The organism is Alistipes timonensis JC136 (assembly GCF_900107675.1).
Classification (GTDB): domain Bacteria; phylum Bacteroidota; class Bacteroidia; order Bacteroidales; family Rikenellaceae; genus Alistipes; species Alistipes timonensis.
The window spans coordinates 255,527-274,449 of sequence record NZ_FNRI01000006.1; the positions used below are offsets into that span (position 1 = coordinate 255,527).

19 protein-coding genes and 1 tRNA gene are annotated in these 18,923 nt (G+C 60.9%); 15 read left to right on the forward strand and 5 right to left on the reverse strand.

The genetic code is table 11. The annotated features are described in order from the left end of the window. Window positions 1-59 precede the first annotated feature (59 nt). On the forward strand, window positions 60-920 hold the full coding sequence (locus tag BLU78_RS10085; protein WP_026020868.1) for an enoyl-ACP reductase FabI: 861 nt from the start codon (window positions 60-62) through the stop codon (window positions 918-920). Window positions 921-1,082: 162 nt separating this feature from the next. Here the strand turns inward: BLU78_RS10085 and BLU78_RS10090 are convergent, their stop codons facing one another. From BLU78_RS10090 to BLU78_RS10100, 3 genes are read right to left on the reverse strand one after another with little or no spacing between them, the layout of a single operon-like run. Then, entirely contained in the window at window positions 1,083-2,225 is a 1,143-nt protein-coding gene (locus tag BLU78_RS10090; protein WP_010266418.1) for a cytochrome d ubiquinol oxidase subunit II, read from the reverse strand. Between the two features lie 3 nt (window positions 2,226-2,228). Beyond that, window positions 2,229-3,794, reverse strand: a complete 1,566-nt coding sequence (locus BLU78_RS10095; RefSeq protein WP_010266417.1) for a cytochrome ubiquinol oxidase subunit I — start codon at window positions 3,792-3,794, stop codon at window positions 2,229-2,231. Window positions 3,795-3,803: 9 nt separating this feature from the next. Continuing rightward, the gene (locus BLU78_RS10100) at window positions 3,804-4,034 is read right to left on the reverse strand and encodes a DUF4492 domain-containing protein (protein ID WP_010266415.1); all 231 of its coding nucleotides are present in this window, start codon (window positions 4,032-4,034) and stop codon (window positions 3,804-3,806) included. A 417-nt stretch (window positions 4,035-4,451) separates the two neighbouring features. Here BLU78_RS10100 and BLU78_RS10105 point away from each other — a divergent pair, with 417 nt between their 5' ends. Continuing rightward, on the forward strand, window positions 4,452-5,891 hold the full coding sequence (locus BLU78_RS10105; protein ID WP_010266412.1) for a Na+/H+ antiporter NhaC family protein: 1,440 nt from the start codon (window positions 4,452-4,454) through the stop codon (window positions 5,889-5,891). Then, window positions 5,888-6,538, forward strand: a complete 651-nt coding sequence (locus BLU78_RS10110; RefSeq protein ID WP_010266409.1) for an HAD family hydrolase — start codon at window positions 5,888-5,890, stop codon at window positions 6,536-6,538. The genes BLU78_RS10105 and BLU78_RS10110 overlap by 4 nt, the downstream gene beginning before the upstream one ends. Window positions 6,539-6,807: 269 nt before the next feature. Here BLU78_RS10110 and BLU78_RS10115 read toward each other — a convergent pair whose 3' ends face one another. Further along, window positions 6,808-7,941: a sigma-54-dependent transcriptional regulator gene (locus tag BLU78_RS10115; protein WP_026020867.1), complete on the reverse strand. Its 1,134-nt coding sequence runs from the start codon at window positions 7,939-7,941 to the stop codon at window positions 6,808-6,810. Window positions 7,942-8,195: 254 nt separating this feature from the next. Between BLU78_RS10115 and BLU78_RS10120 the strand changes: the two genes are divergently transcribed. The 11 genes from BLU78_RS10120 to BLU78_RS10170 all read left to right on the forward strand — a co-directional run bounded on the left by BLU78_RS10120 (window position 8,196) and on the right by BLU78_RS10170 (window position 17,754). Beyond that, entirely contained in the window at window positions 8,196-8,888 is a 693-nt protein-coding gene (locus tag BLU78_RS10120) for a DUF4290 domain-containing protein (RefSeq protein ID WP_010266401.1), read from the forward strand. 214 nt (window positions 8,889-9,102) lie between these two features. After that, complete coding sequence (locus BLU78_RS10125) at window positions 9,103-10,245, forward strand: TlpA disulfide reductase family protein (protein ID WP_010266398.1); 1,143 nt, start codon at window positions 9,103-9,105, stop codon at window positions 10,243-10,245. Window positions 10,246-10,400: 155 nt separating this feature from the next. Then, entirely contained in the window at window positions 10,401-11,171 is a 771-nt protein-coding gene (locus BLU78_RS10130) for a UDP-2,3-diacylglucosamine diphosphatase (protein WP_010266396.1), read from the forward strand. Further along, complete coding sequence (gene thyA / locus BLU78_RS10135) at window positions 11,168-12,061, forward strand: thymidylate synthase (RefSeq protein ID WP_010266393.1); 894 nt, start codon at window positions 11,168-11,170, stop codon at window positions 12,059-12,061. The genes BLU78_RS10130 and thyA overlap by 4 nt, the downstream gene beginning before the upstream one ends. 5 nt (window positions 12,062-12,066) lie before the next feature. Beyond that, a complete protein-coding gene (locus tag BLU78_RS10140) occupies window positions 12,067-12,546 on the forward strand; it encodes a dihydrofolate reductase (protein ID WP_010266391.1) in 480 nt (159 codons plus the stop codon). 76 nt (window positions 12,547-12,622) lie between these two features. After that, window positions 12,623-13,321 carry a 4Fe-4S dicluster domain-containing protein gene (locus BLU78_RS10145; RefSeq protein ID WP_010266388.1) on the forward strand — a complete coding sequence of 233 codons (699 nt, stop codon included), beginning with the start codon at window positions 12,623-12,625 and terminating at the stop codon, window positions 13,319-13,321. A gap of 2 nt (window positions 13,322-13,323) precedes the next feature. Continuing rightward, entirely contained in the window at window positions 13,324-14,415 is a 1,092-nt protein-coding gene (locus BLU78_RS10150; protein ID WP_010266385.1) for a CoB--CoM heterodisulfide reductase iron-sulfur subunit B family protein, read from the forward strand. Beyond that, window positions 14,415-15,422 (forward strand): FAD-dependent oxidoreductase, encoded by a 1,008-nt coding sequence (locus BLU78_RS10155; RefSeq protein ID WP_010266382.1) that lies wholly within the window; start codon window positions 14,415-14,417, stop codon window positions 15,420-15,422. Before BLU78_RS10150 ends, BLU78_RS10155 begins: the two co-directional genes overlap by 1 nt. 2 nt (window positions 15,423-15,424) lie before the next feature. After that, window positions 15,425-15,760, forward strand: coding sequence for a 4Fe-4S dicluster domain-containing protein (locus tag BLU78_RS10160; RefSeq protein ID WP_010266381.1), 336 nt, complete (start codon window positions 15,425-15,427; stop codon window positions 15,758-15,760). Between the two features lie 2 nt (window positions 15,761-15,762). Further along, window positions 15,763-17,544 (forward strand): (Fe-S)-binding protein, encoded by a 1,782-nt coding sequence (locus BLU78_RS10165; protein ID WP_010266378.1) that lies wholly within the window; start codon window positions 15,763-15,765, stop codon window positions 17,542-17,544. A gap of 137 nt (window positions 17,545-17,681) precedes the next feature. Next, a tRNA-Met gene (locus BLU78_RS10170) sits at window positions 17,682-17,754 on the forward strand. On the opposite strand, the gene BLU78_RS10175 is transcribed toward BLU78_RS10170, so the two are convergent. Then, window positions 17,752-18,291: a DUF2867 domain-containing protein gene (locus BLU78_RS10175; protein ID WP_010266375.1), complete on the reverse strand. Its 540-nt coding sequence runs from the start codon at window positions 18,289-18,291 to the stop codon at window positions 17,752-17,754. The two genes, BLU78_RS10170 and BLU78_RS10175, sit on opposite strands and share 3 nt — an antisense overlap. Before the next feature lie 234 nt (window positions 18,292-18,525). Between BLU78_RS10175 and BLU78_RS14135 the strand changes: the two genes are divergently transcribed. After that, window positions 18,526-18,690, forward strand: a complete 165-nt coding sequence (locus BLU78_RS14135) for a hypothetical protein (protein ID WP_010266373.1) — start codon at window positions 18,526-18,528, stop codon at window positions 18,688-18,690. Window positions 18,691-18,923 lie beyond the last annotated feature (233 nt).

Below are 18,923 nucleotides of genomic sequence, written 5' to 3' on the forward strand. Positions count from 1 at the left end.
TCGGATGGGCGAATGAAAAAAAATTGTTATATTTGCCCGAATTTTTAAACCAAATTACGATGGCATACAATTTATTGAAAGGAAAGAAGGGACTTATTTTCGGAGCTCTGAACGAGCAATCCATTGCCTGGAAGGTAGCGGAGCGCGCCGTGGAGGAGGGCGCCGAGATCGTCCTCACCAATACTGCCGTATCTATCCGCATGGGAACCATCTCGCAGCTGGCCGAGAAGTGCAACACGATCGTCGTCCCGGCCGACGCCACGAGCGTCGAGGACCTTGAAAACCTCATCGACAAGACGATGAAGCATTTCGGCGGCAAGTTCGACTTCATGCTTCACTCGATCGGCATGTCGCCCAACGTCCGCAAAGGCCGCACCTATGACGACCTGGATTACGATTTCCTCTCCAAGACGCTCGATATTTCGGCCATTTCGTTCCACAAGGCCATTCAGGTGGCCCGCAAGAAGGACGCCATCAACGACTGGGGGTCGATCGTGGCGCTTTCGTACATCGCGGCCCAGCGCACGCTCTATGGCTACAACGACATGGCCGACGCCAAGGCGCTGCTGGAGTCGATCGCCCGCAGTTTCGGCTACATCTACGGCCGTGAGAAGCATGTGCGTATCAACACCGTGTCGCAGTCGCCGACGCCGACCACCGCGGGAAGCGGCGTGCTGGGGCTGGGCGACCTGATGTCGTTCGCCGACAACATGTCCCCGCTGGGCAACGCTTCGGCCGAGGACTGTGCGGACTATGTGCTGACGCTCTTCTCGGACCTCACGCGCAAGGTGACGATGCAGAATCTCTACCACGACGGCGGATTCTCGTCGATGGGTATGTCGCGCCGCGCGATGAAGACCTACGAGAAGGGCATGCGGTTCGAGGATGTGCACCAGAACCAATTCCCCTTCGGGGAATAGTTTTCGATGATTGCGGCGCACCTGCCGCACATCCCTTGAACGGGGCGAATGGAATGTACGTGAGTACTATCCATCCGCCCCGTTCTTTACGATGCACGACATCTGCACCGCACTGATCAAAAGCCGGTTGGCGTCCCGCTTCGTTTAAGCGCAAACTCGTGGTTAATACTGGTGGTCGTCGCCGCGGATCTCCTCGCGGGTGATCGGGCGGCGGTTCATGGCCCGCCAGGCGTACCAGATGTAGGCCGCCACGAACGGCACGAACAGCGACACCCACGCCATCGTCTTAAGCGTGAAGAGGCTCGACGAGGAGTTCGAAATCGTCAGCGACGACTGCATGTCCGTCAGCGAAGGGTAGTAGGCCGTGCCGTTCCACCCGGCCAGCAGGAGCAGCGACAGCACCGTGAGGACCGTGCCGGCGCCTCCGAACCATACCGCACGGCGGCTGCCGTGCCAGCCGAGCCGGATGCTCCACAGCACCGAAACAACGCCGAGGAGCAGTACGACCGTGACGTAAGGCATTTCGAGCAGGTTGCGGAGGTATTTGTAAGGCTCTACCGAGATCTTGCCCGCGGCGTCCGCAGCCCATCCGTCGGCGAGGACCAGCGTCAGGAGCCATGCCACGAAGCAGACCACGAACAGCACACCGAACAGCCGCATGCGGCTTTGCGAGCGGCGGCGGATCACCTCGTCGTCGATGTTGTTCAGAAAGTACTGGCATGCGAGCGTCATGGCCAGCAGGACCACCGCCACGCCCAGCAGCACGTTGCGCCACCCGGCGACGGCTTCCAGGCCGTGCCACGGCGTCGCCCACTGCGAGATGACCGCCGCACCGCCCTGGTTGGCCAGGTTGAGACGGTCGACGGTGAATTCCGCCCCCGTGAAGAAAGTCCCGACGGCGGTGCCGATCAGCAGCGGCCCCAGGATGCCGTTGATCAGCAGGAAGGCGTTGAAAGTCCGCTCGCCGAAGACGTTGGCGGGTTTGCGGCGGTATTCGTAGGCCACGGCCTGCAGCACGAAGCAGAAGAGAATGGCCATCCAGACGTAGAACGCCCCGCCGAACGACGTGGAGTAGAACAACGGAAACGAGGCGAAGAACGCCCCGCCGAACGTCACCAGCGTCGTGAAGGTGAATTCCCACTTGCGGCCCAGCGAGTTGACGAGCATGTTGCGCTCCTCCTCCGTGCGGCCGACGTTGTACAACAACGCCTGTCCGCCCTGCACGAACATCAGGAAGACCAGCAGGGCTCCCAAAAGCGAAATGATGAACCACCAGTAGTGTTGGAGTAGTGTAATAGTATCCATGGTTTAGTCGTTTTTAGGGCCTATCTTAATTTGTCGGAACAGGATGCTCAGTTCGGCGATGAGCAGCGCGGTGAAGAGCGCCAGGAAGAGGAAGAACGTCACGGCGACCGAGCCGCTGGGGATTTTCGAGGCCGCGACGCCTACGGGCATCAGGTCTTGGATGGCCCACGGCTGGCGTCCGACCTCGGCCACGATCCATCCGGCCTGCGAGGCGAGGTAGGCCAGCGGGACCGTCCACACGGCCACCCACAGCAGCCAGCGCTTGTCGGCGAGGCGGTCGCGGCGGTTGAGCCACCATACGAGGCCCAGCAGCAGGATGAAGAAGCACCCGGCGCCGACCATCACCCGGAACGAGTAGAACAGCAGCGGCACGTTGGGAACGATCTGTTCGGGGCGGTCGAGGTATCCGTAGCCGAAGTAGGCGAAATGGTCGCGCAGGAACGCTTCGCCCTCGGGCGTCGAGCGGTCGAATTTGGACGCTGTCTCCGCGATGGCAGCCGTGTCGCCCGCCTCGCGCGCGGCGCGGTAACGCCCCAGCTCGTCCACGGCCACGCGTCCGCGTTCCATCTTCTCGGCGGCGGACAGGATGCCGCGCTCCTCGTTGCCGTAGACCAGGTCGTTGATGCCCGGCACGAAGGCGTCGGCGTCGCGGAAGCTCATCAGCGAGAGCATTTTCGGGATGTCGATTTTGAAATAGAAAGCGTTGTCGTCATTGGTTCGTTCCGCCTCGGGGCGCAGAACGCCCACGGCGGTGAGCGGCGCGCCCTCCCGCCCTTCGTAGAGGGCTTCCAGCGCGGCCAGCTTCATGGGCTGCACGCGGGCCACGATGGCCCCCGAACGGTCGCCCGTGAAGGCCGTGACCAGGGCGAAAACGAATCCGAAGGCCGAGGCGATGGCGATGCTCTTGCGGGCCATCTGCTGCTCGCGCCGGCGCAGCAGGTACCAGGCCGAGACGCCCACGACGAACAGCGCCGCGAGCACGAACGACGAGGTGACGGTGTGGAAGAACTTGTTGACGGCCACGGGCGACAGCGCTACGGCCGAGAACGAGCTCATCTCGTTGCGCACGGTCTCGAGGTTGAAATCGCAGCCCACGGGGTACTGCATCCACGAGTTGGCCACCAGAATCCACCACGCCGAGAGGTTGGCCCCGATGGCCGTGAGCCATGTGGCCGTGAGGTGGAAGCCGCTCGAAACCTTGCGCCAGCCGAAGAACATCACGGCGATGAAGGTCGATTCGAGGAAGAAGGCGAAGATGCCCTCGATGGCCAGCGGGGCGCCGAAGATGTCGCCCACGAAGTGCGAATAGTTGGACCAGTTGGTGCCGAACTCGAATTCGAGGATCAGCCCCGTGGCCACGCCGATGGCGAAGTTGATGCCGAACAGGCGCATCCAGAATTTCGTGGTCCGGAGCCAGAACGGGTCCTTCGTGCGCACGTAGAGGGTCTCCATGATGGCGATCAGGAAGCCCAGCCCGAGCGTCAGCGGGACGAACAGCCAGTGGTAGATGGCCGTCATGGCGAATTGCGCACGCGACCAGTCGATGGTTGATAGGTAGTCGGAAAGCATAGCGGGGTGTTATTGGATTGAGGGCTCCGTTCCCGAAGCCGGGGGAGCGAGGTTTTCCAGGACGTAATCGGCTTTTTCTTCGGGACTTTTGCCTGCGAGCAGGTCGGGGAAGAAGAAGACCTTCAGCACGGCGAACATGATGAAAAGTTTCACGAGGATGATGGCCCAAAGGGTGCGTCCCACGGTCATTTCGCGGAACCCTTCGACATAGAACCGGATCACTTTGCGGAATACGTTCATCTGTTTGCGCGTTTGATGTTCTACCAAAGTTAAGCAGAAAAACGGAAAAAACGAAAGGTTGTGTCCCGAAAAACACATTTGGCATACGATAAGGCCGGAACCGTTCACTCCTCCCCGCCTGAGAGACGGGTTTCAGGACGCGACGGTTGCTTCGGGATGCACTCCATCCGGTTTTGCGCTGTTACGTCATTGCGAGGAGCCGCAGGCGACGCGGCAATCCGATTGGAAGCCGGGGCCTTACGACGCTTCCATCGGATTCCCACGCTCACTTTCGTTCGATCGGAATGACTTTCGTCCGCACTCCGACAGGACTGTAAATCCTCGCGGGCAAAGCCCGCGGTTAACGGCTTTTCAACCTGGGAAATTCGGCGAATTTTTGTACTTTTGCCCCGCATAAAAGTTCAATCCGGAAATACGATGAAGCAAAATTCCGAAAAACTGCCGTCGCCCTGGGTGTCGGCCATTCCGCTGGCGGTGCTGACCGGGCTGCTGTATGTGGTGATCCGCGCATTCGGCGGCGACGCCATCAACGGCGGAAGCCAGATCGCCCTGCTGTCGGCAACATCGGTCTGCGTGATGCTCTCCATCGGCATCTATCGCTGCCGCTGGGCCGTGCTCGAAGAGGCCATTATCGACAACATCCGCGCATCGGCTTCGGCCATCGTCATCCTGCTGCTCATCGGCGCAATCGCCGGTACGTGGATGGTCTCGGGCGTGGTCCCGACGATGATCTGGTACGGGTTGCAGATACTCCATCCGTCGTTTTTCCTCGTCGCATCGTGCGTCATCTGCGCCGTGGTGTCGCTGATGACCGGCAGCTCGTGGACAACCATCGCCACCATCGGCGTAGCCCTGATGGGCGTCGGGCAGGCGATGGGATTTCCCGAAGGCTGGATCGCAGGAGCCATCATTTCGGGGGCCTATTTCGGCGACAAGCTCTCGCTGTTGTCCGACACCACGGTGCTGGCCTCCTCGACCGTCGGTGTCCCGGTATTCACCCACATACGCTACATGCTCTATACCACCGTGCCGTCGATGCTCGTCGCACTCGGGGTATTCACCGTCGCGGGGCTCTCGCTCGAACACGGCGCCTCGACCCACGCTGAAATGTATGCCGAGACGCTGGCGGCGACGTTCCGAATCTCGCCCTGGCTCCTCGTGGTGCCGCTGGCCACCGGAATACTCATCGCCCGGAGACTTCCGGCCATCGTGACGCTCTTCTGCGCCGCGGTCTTCGCCTGCGCGGCGATGCTCCTGGCCCAGCCCGAAACGGTGGCCCGGGTGGCGGGCGTCGCGGAGCTGGATTTCATGTCGGGGTTCAAAGGGGTGCTGATGACCTGCTTCGGCCCCACGGCCATCCCTACGGGAACGCCTCAGCTCGACGAACTCGTCGCCACGCGGGGCATGGCCGGCATGCTCAACACCGTGTGGCTCATCATCTGCGCCATGTGCTTCGGCGGGGTGATGACCGGCAGCGGCATGCTGCGGTCGCTGACGGCGATCTTCCTGCGGTGGGTGCGCCGGACCTTTTCGGCCGTGGCCTCGACCGTCGGCGCAGGCATCTTCTTCAACCTCTGCACCGCCGACCAGTATATTTCGATCATCCTTTCGGGGCGGCTTTTCCGCGACCTCTATGCCGACCGGGGGCTGGAGGAGCGGCTGCTGAGCCGCTCGGTGGAGGATTCCGCCACGGTATGCTCGGTGCTGATCCCGTGGAACTCGTGCGGCATGACGCAGGCCACGGTGCTCGGCGTCTCGACGTTCGTCTACATGCCTTACTGCATCTTCAATATCGTCTCGCCGCTGATGTCGCTGCTCGTGGCGGCGGTCGGCTGGAAAATAAAACGGAAAAAATGAAAACCCGACTCGTCATCTTCGACCTCGACGGCACGCTGCTCGACACCATCGGCGATCTGGCCGTGGCCTGCAACGCCGTGCTGGCTCTGCGGGGTCTTCCCGAACACTCCTATGCGGAGTACTGTCATTTCGTCGGCAACGGCATCATGCGGCTCGTCGAACGCGCCCTGCCCGAGCCGATGCGCACGCCGGAGACGGTGGCCGCGGTGCGCGCCGATTTCGTGAAATACTACACCGAGCATATCGACGCCCATACCAAGCCCTACGCGGGGATTCCGGAGCTGGTCGCCGAACTCGTGCGTCGGGGCGTATCGCTGGCCGTGGCGTCGAACAAGTTCCAGGCCGGGACCGAGAAACTCGTGCGGCTGTTCTTTCCCGGGGTGGCGTTCGCAGCGGTCTTCGGACAGCGGCCCGGTGTGCCCCTGAAACCCTCGCCGGCGGTCGTGGAGGAGATTCTGACGCTGACGGGCACGGCCCGTGAGGAGGTGCTCTACGTCGGCGATTCGGGCGTGGACATCGAGACCGCGGCTGCTGCGGGCGTGCGCTCGGCGGGCGTGACGTGGGGTTTCCGCGACCGGCAGGAGCTCGTCGGGGCCGGGGCTGTGCACATCGTCGACCGCCCGGCGCAGTTGTTGGAGCTGTTGTAGGTCCGCCCGGCTAAGAGCCGGCCCACCTAAGAGGCGGTTTTAGGGGCGATGGCCTGCTGGAACGCTCTCCATCCGGTTCTGCGCTCCCGCCGTTTACGTCATTGCGAGGAGGGCGCAAGCCCGACGCGGCAATCTGATTGGAGCCCGGGACCTTGCAACGTCTCCATCAGATTCCCGCGCTCACTCCGTTCGCTCGGAATAACGAAGCCCGCCGGTACCTTACGCCGGCGGGCTTCGCTATGACGGTAAAAGTGCCTGCTGCATCGGCCTTAATAGTATTCTTTCACGTCGCGGGCGGTGATGCGCTCCCCGGAGAGGACGATGAGGCGTTCGACGACGTTGCGCAACTCGCGGATGTTGCCCGTCCACGGCATCTGCCGCAGCGCCTCGAGGGCCGCCGGGTCGACGGGCTTGGGCCGTGCGCCGTATTCGGCCGAGATGGTGCGCACGAAATGGTCGACCAGCGTGGGGATGTCGGCGGCGTGTTCGCGCAGCGCCGGGACCCGCACGACGATCACCCCGATGCGGTGGTAGAGGTCCTCGCGGAAATTGCCCTTTTTGATCTCTTCGCGCAGGTTCTTGTTCGTGGCGGCGATCACCCGCACGTCGACCTCGATCTCCTTGTCGCCGCCCACGCGGCTGATGCGGCTCTCCTGCAACGCCCGCAGCACCTTGGCCTGCGCCGCCAGCGACATGTCGCCGATCTCGTCCATGAAGAGCGTGCCGCCGTCGGCTTGCTCGAACTTGCCCTTGCGCTGTTTGATGGCCGAGGTGAAGGCACCCCGTTCGTGGCCGAAAAGCTCGCTTTCGATCAGTTCCGAGGGGATGGCCGCGCAGTTGACCTCGACGAACGGCGCCGCCGCACGCGAACTCTTGGCGTGGAGCCAGCGTGCCACCAGCTCTTTGCCCGTGCCGTTCTCACCGGTGATGAGCACGCGGGCCTCGCACGGGGCCACCTTGTCGATCAGCTGCCGGACGTGTTCGATCTCGGGCGAGATGCCGATGATGTGTTCGGCCTCGGCGGGACGCGCGCGGCGGCTGCGGCGCACGACGGGTGCGGGCGCTGCGGGTGCGGGCGCGGGGTTCTCAATGGTGCGGTGGATGGATTGCATCAGGCGGTTCATGTCGATGGGTTTGGTGAGGAAATCCTGTGCGCCGTTGCGCACGGCCTCCACCGCCGAGTCGACCGACGCGTCGGCCGAGAGGGCTATGAACGGAATGCCGGCATCGGGGACCTTGCATCCGGTGTCCGAAATGATCAGGTCGAACGGCACCTTCTCACACATATCCGAAGCTGTCGCCTCGTCTTCAACGGCTTCCGCCGAGAATCCTTCATACTCCAATCGTTCGCGCAGGATGTTTCGCACGCTTTTTGAGTGATCCAAAATTAAAACCTTTGCCATAGCTTGTTTTTCCTGAAATTTTACCTACTTTTGCCAAGTCGATCTTCGGCTCGGGCAGGCGGCGCCCGGATGTCCGGTTTGCACTGCTTGTGTCCCAAAGTTAGGGTTTTCTGCGGCGTAAAACCAATCCCGAGGGGTTTCGCCCGCCGCAGGGGAAGGTCCTGAAAAACATCCTGAACAGGTCTATTGCGAAAGCCCTGCCGGAAGGTCCGGCGGACGAATCGGAGCAACGCAAACGACCGCAAATACGATTTATGAGAAAGAACTATAATTACACGCGGCGCAAGCTGTACCTGCCCGAATACGGGCGTCATATCCAGGAGATGATCGACTCGCTGCTGGCGATCGAGGACCGCCGCGAGCGCAACCGCCAGGCCCGGGCCGTGATCGCCGTGATGGGCAATCTGAACCCCCTGCTGCGCGACACGGCCGACTTCACCCACAAGCTGTGGGATCACCTCTTCATCATGTCTGATTTTCAGTTGGATGTGGACTCACCCTATCCGCAGCCGTCGCGTCAGGAGTTGATCGTCACGCCCCGCCGCATGGCCTATTCGCAGGGGCGGATCACTTTCAAACATTACGGCAAATATGTCGAGCGTGCAATCCGCAGTCTGGCCGACGAACGCGACCCGCGGACGGTGTCGCGGACGGTGGACAATCTGGCACGTTACATGCGTACGAAGAGCTACGAATACAACCAGGAGCACCCGAACAACGAAGTGATCGTAAAAGACATCAAACGGATGTCCGGAGGTACGATCCAAATTGATGAAGTTGCCTTAAACAATCTCCGAAGCGACTATAAACAGCCCTTTTCGTCGCGTCCCCAAAAGGGGGCGCAGCAGCACCGTCCGCCCCATCAGCAGCGGCAGCAGAAAAACCGCGGCCAGCAGCACCGGAATTTTACGAAAAACAACGGCCCGCACCGCAACTCCTCGAAGTAGGGTGTCGGGGTCGTAACGACCCTTTTAGGGGTCGGGACGTTTTACGGAGCCGCACGCGATTCGGATTTGGAACCATCCGGTTTTTTCGTATCTTTGGTGTCGTAACGACACTTTTAGGGGTCGGATGGTTTGGCAGAACCGTGTGTTATTCGGGTTTGGAACCATTGTGTTTTTTGCTATCTTTGTGTATTAATAACTGCGAAAACGATCGTAAATGAATAAGCAAACGCTTTTCGTGACGCTCACGGCCGCTGCTCTGATGTGCGGCTGCCAGTCGTCGAAAGTGAAGATTTCGGGCCGTTTCATCGGCAGCGATGCGAAGAATGTCTATCTGGAAAACGCCTCTCCGCTGAAGCAGGCGCTCATCGACTCGGCCGTGCTCGGCAATGACGGCAGCTACCGTTTCGAGCTGAAAGGGGTGTCCGCGACGCCTTCCCTGTACAATGTCATCTACAACGGCGAGCGGATTCCGCTGCTTATCGCCGGGGGCGACCGTGTGACGGTCGGCTCGGTGGGCAGCGTCGTGCGCAACTATACGGTCGAGGGTTCCGCCGAGTCGGAGTTGCTGCGCCAGTTCTACCAGGCTTTCGTCACGGGGGCTCAGCGGTTGGACAACATCGCCGCACAATTCGCTAAGCCGGACCTCACGGAGGAGGAACGCAAGACGCTGGTCGAGGAGTATACGGCCGAATACTACCGCATCCGCCGCGAGCAGCTGCGGTTCATCATCGAGAACAAAGCGTCGCTGGCGGCGGTCTACGCCCTCTACCAGCGTCTTCCGGGCGACCGTTACCTGTTCAACGGCGACAGCGATGTGGTCTACTTCCGCACGGTGGCCGAGGCCCTCGAAAAGAGCTATCCCGATTCGCCCTACCTTCCGTCGCTGCTGGCCGAGATCGCGCGCATGGACGCGCGCAACAGCCTGACGTCGCAAATTTCCGAGGCAGGGTATCCCGACCTCGAACTGACGGACATCTACGGCAAGAAAATCCGCCTTTCGTCGCTTACGGGCAAGGTCGTGCTGCTGGACTTCTGGTCCGCGGAGCTGGGTTCGAGCAATGCGCTGAACGCCGACCTGAAAGAGATCTATAAGAAATACGAAGACGCTCCCGTCGGGTTCGAGGTCTACCAGGTGGCGATCGATACGTCGAAACCGCTGTGGATCAATGCCGTTCAGGAACAGCAGTTGCCGTGGGTTTCGGTGAGCGACCTGCGCGGGCGCGGTTCCTCGGCGCTGGGGCTCTACAACGTGCGGAAACTCCCGGCCAACTTCCTGATCGACAAGGAGGGTACGATCGTTGCGCGGGACATCTACGGCAAGAGCCTCGAAGAGAAACTGGACGAACTGACAAAATAATATCCGCTTTCGGAAACGCGACTTGCCGCTTGCGGCACTCCAGCCCCCGCCGAGGCGGGGGTGCGGGGGTGGGTCAGATCTGTAAACACGGCGGTACGCCGTGGGAACAACCCGGGAGAGCGTTCTGCAGTGGAATAAACCGAATAGAATCTGTTATGTATTATTTCGCATCCGACATACATTTGGGGGCGGGTGACGAGCAATCCGCACGGGCGGTCGAACGGCGCTTCGTGGCGTGGCTCGACGCGGTGTCCCGCGATGCGGAGGCGATATTCCTGGTCGGGGACATCTTCGATTTCTGGTTCGAATACCGCCGCGTGGCGCCCAAGGGCTTCGTGCGGACGCTGGGCAAGCTGGCCGAGCTGACGGACCGGGGCGTGCGGGTGGTCTTCTTCACGGGCAATCACGACATGTGGGTCGGCGACTACCTCACGCGCGAGTGCGGGGTGAAGATTCACACCTCCCCGCAGGTGATGACGCTTGCGGGCCGAAAAGTATTTATCGCCCACGGCGACAACATGAACATCGACGGACAGCCGATGCTGAAACTTCTGAACCGGATATTCCGGTCGCGGACGCTGAAATGGCTCTTTTCGTGGGGCGTGCATCCCGACCTGGCGCTGAAGTTCGGCCACTGGTGGAGCGGCAAGTCGCGCAAGCGGCACAACGCCGCCGACGAGGAGGCTGTGCGGACCGGCCGCGGGGGCGGTTTCAATGCCTCGCTCACCGAGCCGCTGGTCGACTACGCGCGGCAGTACGCCGCGACGCACGATGTCGATCATTTCGTCTTCGGACACATGCACTTCCCGTGCGAATGCCGCGAGGAGAGGCTGCACGTGGTGAACCTCGGCTGCTGGGAGAAGAGTCCCTCGTATGCCGTGCTGGATGCGGCGGGCGAAATGCGGCTTCTAAAATTGGAATCATGAAACAATACCTCGATTTGCTGCGCCGGATCAAAGCCGAAGGCGTCGTGCGGGGCGACCGCACGGGAACCGGCACCAAAGGCGTTTTCGGTCATCAGATGCGCTTCGACTTGGCGGAGGGATTCCCCCTGCTGACGACCAAGAAAGTCTTTCTGAAAGGGGTGGTCCACGAACTGCTGTGGTTCCTGCAGGGGGACACCAATATCAAATACCTCGTCGAAAACGGGGTTCATATCTGGGACAACGACGCTTACCGCTATTACAACGAACTGTGCGTGCGCCACGGAGTGCTGCCCGTCGACCGGGAGACTTTCCTCGCGGCTGCGGGCGTCGAGTCGCCGATCGAGGGCTACCGCTTCGGCGACCTGAACCACGTCTACGGCTACCAGTGGCGTTCGTGGCCCCGCCCCGACGGGGGCGCTGTCGACCAGATCGCGCAGGCCGTCGAAATGATCCGCACCAACCCCGAGTCGCGGCGCATCGTCGTTTCGGCGTGGAACGTCGCGGAGGTCGACGCGATGGCCCTGCCGCCGTGTCACGTGCTGTTTCAGTTCTATGTGGCCGAAGGGCGGCTTTCGTGCCAGTTGTACCAGCGCAGCGCCGACACGTTTCTGGGCGTGCCGTTCAACATCGCCTCCTACGCCCTGCTGACCGAGATGATGGCGCAGGTGTGCGGTCTGAAACCCGGCGAGTTCGTTCATACGCTGGGTGACACGCACCTCTACCTGAACCACCTGGAGCAGGTCGACGAACAGCTTGCGCGCGAACCGCGTCCGCTGCCGCGCCTGCGGCTGAACCCCGCCGTGAAGTCGGTTTTCGACTTCCGTTACGAAGATTTCACGCTCGAAGGCTACGACCCGTGGCCGGCGATCAAAGCCCCGATGTCATTCTGAACCCTATGATCTCAATCATCGTTGCCGTTGCCGAAAACGGCGTTATCGGAGACAAAAATGCCCTGCTGTGGCACATTTCCGAAGACCTGAAGCATTTCAAATCCGTGACGACGGGCCATCCGGTCATCATGGGCCGCAAGACGTTCGAGTCGCTCGGGCGGCCGCTGCCCAACCGCACCAATGTCGTCATCACCCGCCGGCAGCTCGAAATTCCCGGCTGCCGGGTCGTGCATTCGCTGGAGGAGGCCGTGCGGCTGTTTCCGGAGGACGAAGAGGTGTTCGTGATCGGGGGTGCCCAAATCTATGCCGAGGCCCTGCCGCTGGCCCGGAGATTCTACCTGACGCGCGTTTTCCGCGCTTACGAGGGCGATACGGTGTTTCCCGCATGGGACGAAGCCGACTGGCGGCCGGTGTCGTCCGAATCGTTCCCCTGCGGGAAGGACTATCCCTTCGCCTTCGCCTTCGAACTCTACGAACGGCGGTAAATTACGCATTTATACCACCGCCCGGCTCGGGCGGATTCCCTACCTTTGCAGTGCAAAGGTTTTTTTGTATATAGGTATGGGAAAATATTTCGACATGCTCATGGAAGACGTGCGGATGAAGGAGGGCCTTCATGCGTGCATGAACTGCGGCGTTTGTACGGGCGTCTGCCCCGCGGCGGAGTTCTACAACTACGATCCGCGGCAGATCGTCTGCATCGTCCAGACACGCGACGACGACGCCATCGAGGAGTTGCTCAAAAGCGATACGATCTGGTACTGCGGCGAATGCATGTCGTGCCGTCCGCGCTGTCCGCGGGGCAATACGCCGGGTTATGTGATCCAGGCGCTTCGCACGCTGTCGCAGAAGTTGGGCTTCTTCGTCGAGAGCGAGAAGGGCCGTCAGCAGTTGGCCCTGAAGCGCATCATCGGCGAGAACATTCTCCGCACGGGTTACTGCATCGTTCCGCGGCTGGTCAAACCCGAACTGCACCCCGAGCAGGGCACCGTCTGGAAATGGATTTACGACAACGACAAGGAGGTTTACGGCCAGTTCACGCCCGTCTACATGCGTCACGGTGCCGGGGCCCTGCGCCGGCTGGACGAGGAGTCGCTCGCCGAGATCAACGAAATCTTCAAAGTCAGCGGTGGCAGCGAGATGTTCGACTCCATCGAGCGGCACTCCGACCGCAAGGCCCGTGAACTGGGTTACGAGGAGGGCGCCGACCAGCAGTACATGATGGATGTTTTCCTGAATAACAGTAACGAGCATTACTAACGATGACGATGAAGCGAAAGAGTTGGCAGGACTACCAGAAGGAGATCGCCGACGACCACTATTATTATGCCCGCAGCTGCATCCGGCAGAATTTCTTTCCCGGGAGCGAGAAATTTTTCATCGACATGCTGCGCAACGATTTGGGGAAAGACCTCACGGACGACCCGCTGCACTCTTCGTGCACGGGCATCGGCTACCACTCGGACATCGTGCCGCTGGAGACCATCATGACCGTCGTGGCGCGGCAGTTCGCGCTGATGACCGAGGCGGGGTACGAGAACCTCGTGTCGTCGTGCATCACCTCGTTCGGCGTCTATTCGGAGATTCTGGCCACGTGGCACGAGTTCCCCGAGACCGAGGAGAAGGCCCGCGAGAACCTCTATAAGGCCACCAAACGCGAGTTCCGGAAGCCCGCGAGTCTGGCCCATACGTCGGATGTCGTGTTCCATTTCCGCGAGGAGATCGCCGCGCGGGCCAAAAAACGGCTGGTGAACGCCGTCACGGGCGAACCGCTGAAGGTCGTGGAGCACATCGGCTGCCATTACGCCAAGATATTCCCGAAATCGGGCATCGGGGGATCGGAATTTCCCTATGTGCTGGCCGGCATGGTCGAGTCGTGGGGCGGCGAATGCGTGGATTATCCCGAACGCCGCCACTGCTGCGGCTTCGGCTTCCGCAACTACCTCGTGCAGGCCAACCGCGGCTATTCGATCGCCAATTCGCACAAGAAGCTGGAGAGCATGGCTCCCTACAAACCCGATTTCATCGTTGCCAACTGTCCCGGCTGCGCGATGTTCCTCGACAAGTGGCAGTACACCATCGCCGAGATGGAGGGCACGACCTACGGCCAGAACGGCCACGGAATCCCGGTGCTGACCTACGAGGAGATGGCCGGGCTGGTGCTGGGCTACGATCCCTGGGAGCTGGGGATGCAGATGCACCAGGTCGACGTGGAACCCCTGCTCGACAAGATGGGCGTCGAATACGACCCCGCGGCCAAATACCTGGGCCGCAACGGAAAATATATCGGAAAACCCGCGTCGGCGGTGGTCAACTGCTGCCCGACGGATACCATTTACGACATCAGAGAGTAATGAAGAAGAAGGTAATAGTCATAGGCGGCGGCGTCGCGGGCATGCAGACGGCCCTGCGTCTGGCGGAGCAGGGCGTCGAGCCCACGATTATCGAGAAAGAGGCCGAACTGGGCGGCAAGCTCCGGGGATGGCACGTGCTGTTCCCGTCGTTCACCCCGGCGCAGGAGGTGCTGACCGAGTTGCGCCGGAGGGTCAACGAGTGCGGCATCGAGGTGCTGACCTCCGCTGAGGTCACCGGCTTTACGAAGAACTCGGTGACGCTCTCCGACGGACGCACGCTGACGTGCGATTCGGTGGTGGTGGCGTCGGGCTTCACGCTTTTCGACGCCTCGATCAAAGAGGAGTACGGCTACGGCATCTACGACAACGTCTTCACGACGGTCGATGTCGAGCGGATGCTGAACGAGGGCCGCGTGGCGAAGTCCGACGGATCGCGCCCCAAACGCATTGCGTTTCTGCACTGTGTGGGCTCGCGCGACGAGAAGGTGTGCCAGCAGCACTGCTCGAAGGTGTGCTGCATCACGGGCGTGAAGCAGGCGATGGAGATGAAGCAGCTCTTTCCCGAGGCCGACGTCTTCAATTTCTACATGGATATCCGCATGTTCGGACCCGGCTATGAGGAGATGTACCGCGAGGCGCAGCAGAAATACAACATCCATTTCCTGCGCGGACGTATCTCCGAGGCTAGCCCGATGATCGACGGACGGGTGCAGATCAAAGCCGAGGACACGCTGACGGGCCGTCCGCTGCGCATGAGCGTCGACATGCTGATCCTGATCGTGGGCATGCGGGCCAACGACGACAATGCGGCCTTTGCCGGGAGCGCCGGGCTGAACCGCGCCCCGAGCGGCTTCATGGCCCCGCGCGACATGTTTCTGGGCAATGTGAAGAGCAACGTCGAGGGCATTTTCTACGCCGGGACGATTTCGGCGCCCAAGAACATCGGCGAATCGCTGAACGAAGGAATCGCTGCGGCCGATGCCGCGGCCAAATACGTGGGGATATAATCATGGCGGCGATCAATTTCGGATATACGATCTCCAAGCCCCGGGCCATCGACATCGACCGCAACAACCTGCGCAAGAGCGACGAGATTCTGCACGAGATGCCCGAACTGCAGACCTGCATCGGATGCGGGGCCTGCACGGCGGTCTGCACGGCGGGCAACCTCACGGAGTTCAACTTCCGCAAGGTTCATACGCTGGTGCGCCGCGGCGAGTATCAGGGCGCCTACGAGGAGATGAACAAATGCATGCTGTGCGGCAAATGCCGGCTGGTGTGCCCGCGGGGCATCAACACGCGCGGCGTGGTGATGCTTATCAAACGTAAACTGGGGGATTTCTGACGATGACTTTCTACGCACCATTCTGCATACCGTTTATCCTCGGCGCCTCGGTGATGTTCCTCACCCTGGCGTGGAAGTGGGGCAAGTGGCTCTGGCTGCTGCCCCGCGCCGACAAGAAACGGATTCTGTTCGGACTGCCCACGCGCCGCACCCTGGCCGCGGCGTGGGAGGTGGTGAGCGAGTCGCTGCTCCACCGCCGCATCTTCCGGGTCAATCCCCTGCTGGGCTACATGCACATGTCGCTGGCCTTCGGGTGGTTCCTGCTGATCGCCGTGGGGTGGATCGAGACCATTGCCTACCTCGGTTTCCGCTATGTGCCGTTGCAGGGACATGTCTTTTTCAAATATTTCGGCACGGGACTCGAACACAAGCCCGCCTTCGATTTCGTGATGGACCTGCTGCTGCTGTTCGTCCTCTCGGGCGTGGCGCTGGCCTGGGGCAAGCGCTTCTACTCCCGGGCGATGGGGCTGCGGCGCACCACGAAGCACGTTCTGGGCGACCGCGTGGCCTTGTCGGCGCTGTGGTTCATCTTCCCGGCGCGTCTGGTGGCCGAGAGCGCCACGTGCGCGCTGTACGGCGGCGGGGGATTCCTCACCGGTGGCCTCGGGGCATGGATGGCCGCACATATCGGCATGATGCCGCTGATGAATCTCGAAACCGCGGCTTGGTGGTTCTATTCGTCGTGTCTCGGGGTCTTCTTCGTGGCGCTGCCGTTCTCGCGCTACATGCACATCTTTACGGAAATTCCGCTGATCTTCTTACGTCACTATAAACTGCGCTCGGGCGAAAAGGAGTCCTCCTACGATAATTTCCAGGTCGAGGCCTGCTCGCGCTGCGGCATCTGCATCGACCCCTGCCAGCTGCAGAGCGTGCTGGGTATCGACGACGTGCAGTCGGTCTATTTCCTGCGCGACCGCCGCTACAACATGCTGCGCCTGCAGACGGCCGACAACTGCCTGATGTGCGGCCGCTGCGTCGAGAAATGTCCCGTGGACATCGACCTCAATACGCTGCGCATCAATTCGCGCGACAAGATGCGCAACGTTCCCGACGAACGCCGATACGGCTATTTCAAAGGGCTGGACCGCTCCGCGGGCGAGGGCAAGGTTGGCTATTTTGCGGGCTGTATGACTCTGCTGACGCCGCGCACGATGTCGGCCATGTCGACGATCTTCGACGCCGCGGGCGAGGAGGTCTGGTGGGCCGACCGCGAAGGCGGCGTCTGCTGCGGGCGCCCGCTCAAACTGGCCGGCGAGACCGACTCGGCGCACAAGATGATGCGTTACAACGAGGAACTGTTCCGCAAACACGGCATCACGACGCTCGTGACATCGTGTCCGATCTGTCTCAAAGTCTTCCGCGAGGATTACAGCCTGCCGGGCATCGAGGTGCTGCACCACTCGGAATACATCCTGCGTCTGATCCGTGCCGGCCGCCTTACGCTGGAACACGGGGCTACGCGCTTCACTTACCACGACCCCTGCGAACTGGGGCGCGGCAGCGGCATTTACGACGAGCCGCGCGCCGTGATCGGGGCCGTGGGCGAACTGCTCGAACCTGCCTCGACGCGCGAGAATGCCCTTTGCTGCGGCTCTTCGGTGGCCAATACGGCCATCTCCGACGGCCAGCAGGTCCGCATCGCGCAGTCGGTCGCCGCAGAGCTCGACGCCACGGGTGCCGAAGTGATCGTGACGGCGTGTCCGCTCTGCAAGAAGGCCCTCGGGCGCGGCACGAAAGGCGAAATCCGCGATCTGGCAGAGATTGTGGTTTCGGCCATAAAATAATTTGAGGCCGTAATCGGTTGACAGATAGGCGACAGGTCGCTTGCCGAGCGGATTTTGCTGAAATTAATTTGGCGGAATGAAAAATTCGTCTTATCTTTGCACACGCAAAAGCGATAGATCTTATCTGAAAAATATATCGCGGGATGGAGCAGTTGGCAGCTCGTCGGGCTCATAACCCGAAGGTCGAAGGTTCGAGTCCTTCTCCCGCTACCTTGAGGCCGAATCGAAAGATTCAGCCTCTTTCTTTATCAGAAGTTCCGGTGTCCGCATCACTGCCCGGAACATGCTTTTCACGACGATTTTGTGGAACGGGCGGATCAGCGTGAAATAGGCGACTCCCAGTTTGTTGTGGTATTGCACCAGCGTACTGAGGTAAATGCTCGGGTTTTCGATGCAGACCGAGAACCAGGCTTTCAGGTGTTTGTCGTCGAGGCTGACGACCATCTCGTCCGCCGTTTTGGCAACGACGGTCATCATGCCGTATCCCTCGCCATTTTCCAGCGCCTCTTTCAGCGCTTCCCGGTTGCTGTCGGTCTCGGTCTTCAACCCGAAAGGCCTGACCAGCAGGTTGCGGAGTTTGAAAAGAAATGCCAGCCAGCCGGGCATCGTCGTCCAGAATGCGGCCATGAGTTTCTCCGGCGGGATACGTCCCGTGCCGGGAAATTCTCCCCGGAAGCAGTCGGTGTAGTCGGCCGTGTACTGCGAGAGGATCGAATGGGGCGGAAGCGGCGATTTGCGTATTTTCATGGCGTGTGGATAGTGGCAGCCCGCGGGGTGCCTGGTTTTGGATAAAGGTACGAAAAATCGGCGGAAAATCGGCATCCGGGTTATCAGGAAGCCGTTTATTTCGTATCTTTAGGCTATGCGGCGGGTTTGTTTTGTGAAAAGCCGGATGCAGAGGTCTGTGCAGGATCGGGCGGAAACGACCGCGGCGCGCAATTTGCAGGGAAAGGACCGTAATGCATAAAATTCTTCGAAGCCATGAAAGAGAACAAAGAGACGACATGCACCCCTTGCGAGGAGAAATTCGAGCGTAACATCGACGCGATGGTCAAAGAGGGTGAAGCTCCCACGGCAAAAGAGCGCCAACAGCGGGAGCAGGAGGTAAAATCGGCGTTTGCCGAGACCGCGAAGGAGCCGAAATGACCGGTCCTCCGGAATTGAAAATGCCCGCACGTAAATCGTGCGGGCATTTTCGTTTGTGCCGGGCTGTAAAAACGCTCCCGGGATGCGGTGTTATTGCTGCTTGTTGTAGGCCTCGATGCCGCTGCGGAGGAACTCGATGAATCCGGGTACGCTTAGGTCGTACCCGCGCGGGGGGACTAACACTTTTCCGTCGCGTCCCTGCAGGACGTAGTATGGCTGCGCATTGACGCCGA

What these genes read in the sequence shown, in the direction of transcription:
- BLU78_RS10085 (WP_026020868.1), top strand. Translation starts at nt 60, where the DNA reads ATGGCATACAATTTATTGAAAGGAAAGAAGGGACTTATTTTCGGAGCT.
- BLU78_RS10090 (WP_010266418.1), bottom strand. Translation starts at nt 2,225, where the DNA reads ATGGATACTATTACACTACTCCAACACTACTGGTGGTTCATCATTTCG.
- BLU78_RS10095 (WP_010266417.1), bottom strand. Translation starts at nt 3,794, where the DNA reads ATGCTTTCCGACTACCTATCAACCATCGACTGGTCGCGTGCGCAATTC.
- BLU78_RS10100 (WP_010266415.1), bottom strand. Translation starts at nt 4,034, where the DNA reads ATGAACGTATTCCGCAAAGTGATCCGGTTCTATGTCGAAGGGTTCCGC.
- BLU78_RS10105 (WP_010266412.1), top strand. Translation starts at nt 4,452, where the DNA reads ATGAAGCAAAATTCCGAAAAACTGCCGTCGCCCTGGGTGTCGGCCATT.
- BLU78_RS10110 (WP_010266409.1), top strand. Translation starts at nt 5,888, where the DNA reads ATGAAAACCCGACTCGTCATCTTCGACCTCGACGGCACGCTGCTCGAC.
- BLU78_RS10115 (WP_026020867.1), bottom strand. Translation starts at nt 7,941, where the DNA reads ATGGCAAAGGTTTTAATTTTGGATCACTCAAAAAGCGTGCGAAACATC.
- BLU78_RS10120 (WP_010266401.1), top strand. Translation starts at nt 8,196, where the DNA reads ATGAGAAAGAACTATAATTACACGCGGCGCAAGCTGTACCTGCCCGAA.
- BLU78_RS10125 (WP_010266398.1), top strand. Translation starts at nt 9,103, where the DNA reads ATGAATAAGCAAACGCTTTTCGTGACGCTCACGGCCGCTGCTCTGATG.
- BLU78_RS10130 (WP_010266396.1), top strand. Translation starts at nt 10,401, where the DNA reads ATGTATTATTTCGCATCCGACATACATTTGGGGGCGGGTGACGAGCAA.
- thyA (WP_010266393.1), top strand. Translation starts at nt 11,168, where the DNA reads ATGAAACAATACCTCGATTTGCTGCGCCGGATCAAAGCCGAAGGCGTC.
- BLU78_RS10140 (WP_010266391.1), top strand. Translation starts at nt 12,067, where the DNA reads ATGATCTCAATCATCGTTGCCGTTGCCGAAAACGGCGTTATCGGAGAC.
- BLU78_RS10145 (WP_010266388.1), top strand. Translation starts at nt 12,623, where the DNA reads ATGGGAAAATATTTCGACATGCTCATGGAAGACGTGCGGATGAAGGAG.
- BLU78_RS10150 (WP_010266385.1), top strand. Translation starts at nt 13,324, where the DNA reads ATGACGATGAAGCGAAAGAGTTGGCAGGACTACCAGAAGGAGATCGCC.
- BLU78_RS10155 (WP_010266382.1), top strand. Translation starts at nt 14,415, where the DNA reads ATGAAGAAGAAGGTAATAGTCATAGGCGGCGGCGTCGCGGGCATGCAG.
- BLU78_RS10160 (WP_010266381.1), top strand. Translation starts at nt 15,425, where the DNA reads ATGGCGGCGATCAATTTCGGATATACGATCTCCAAGCCCCGGGCCATC.
- BLU78_RS10165 (WP_010266378.1), top strand. Translation starts at nt 15,763, where the DNA reads ATGACTTTCTACGCACCATTCTGCATACCGTTTATCCTCGGCGCCTCG.
- BLU78_RS10175 (WP_010266375.1), bottom strand. Translation starts at nt 18,291, where the DNA reads ATGAAAATACGCAAATCGCCGCTTCCGCCCCATTCGATCCTCTCGCAG.
- BLU78_RS14135 (WP_010266373.1), top strand. Translation starts at nt 18,526, where the DNA reads ATGAAAGAGAACAAAGAGACGACATGCACCCCTTGCGAGGAGAAATTC.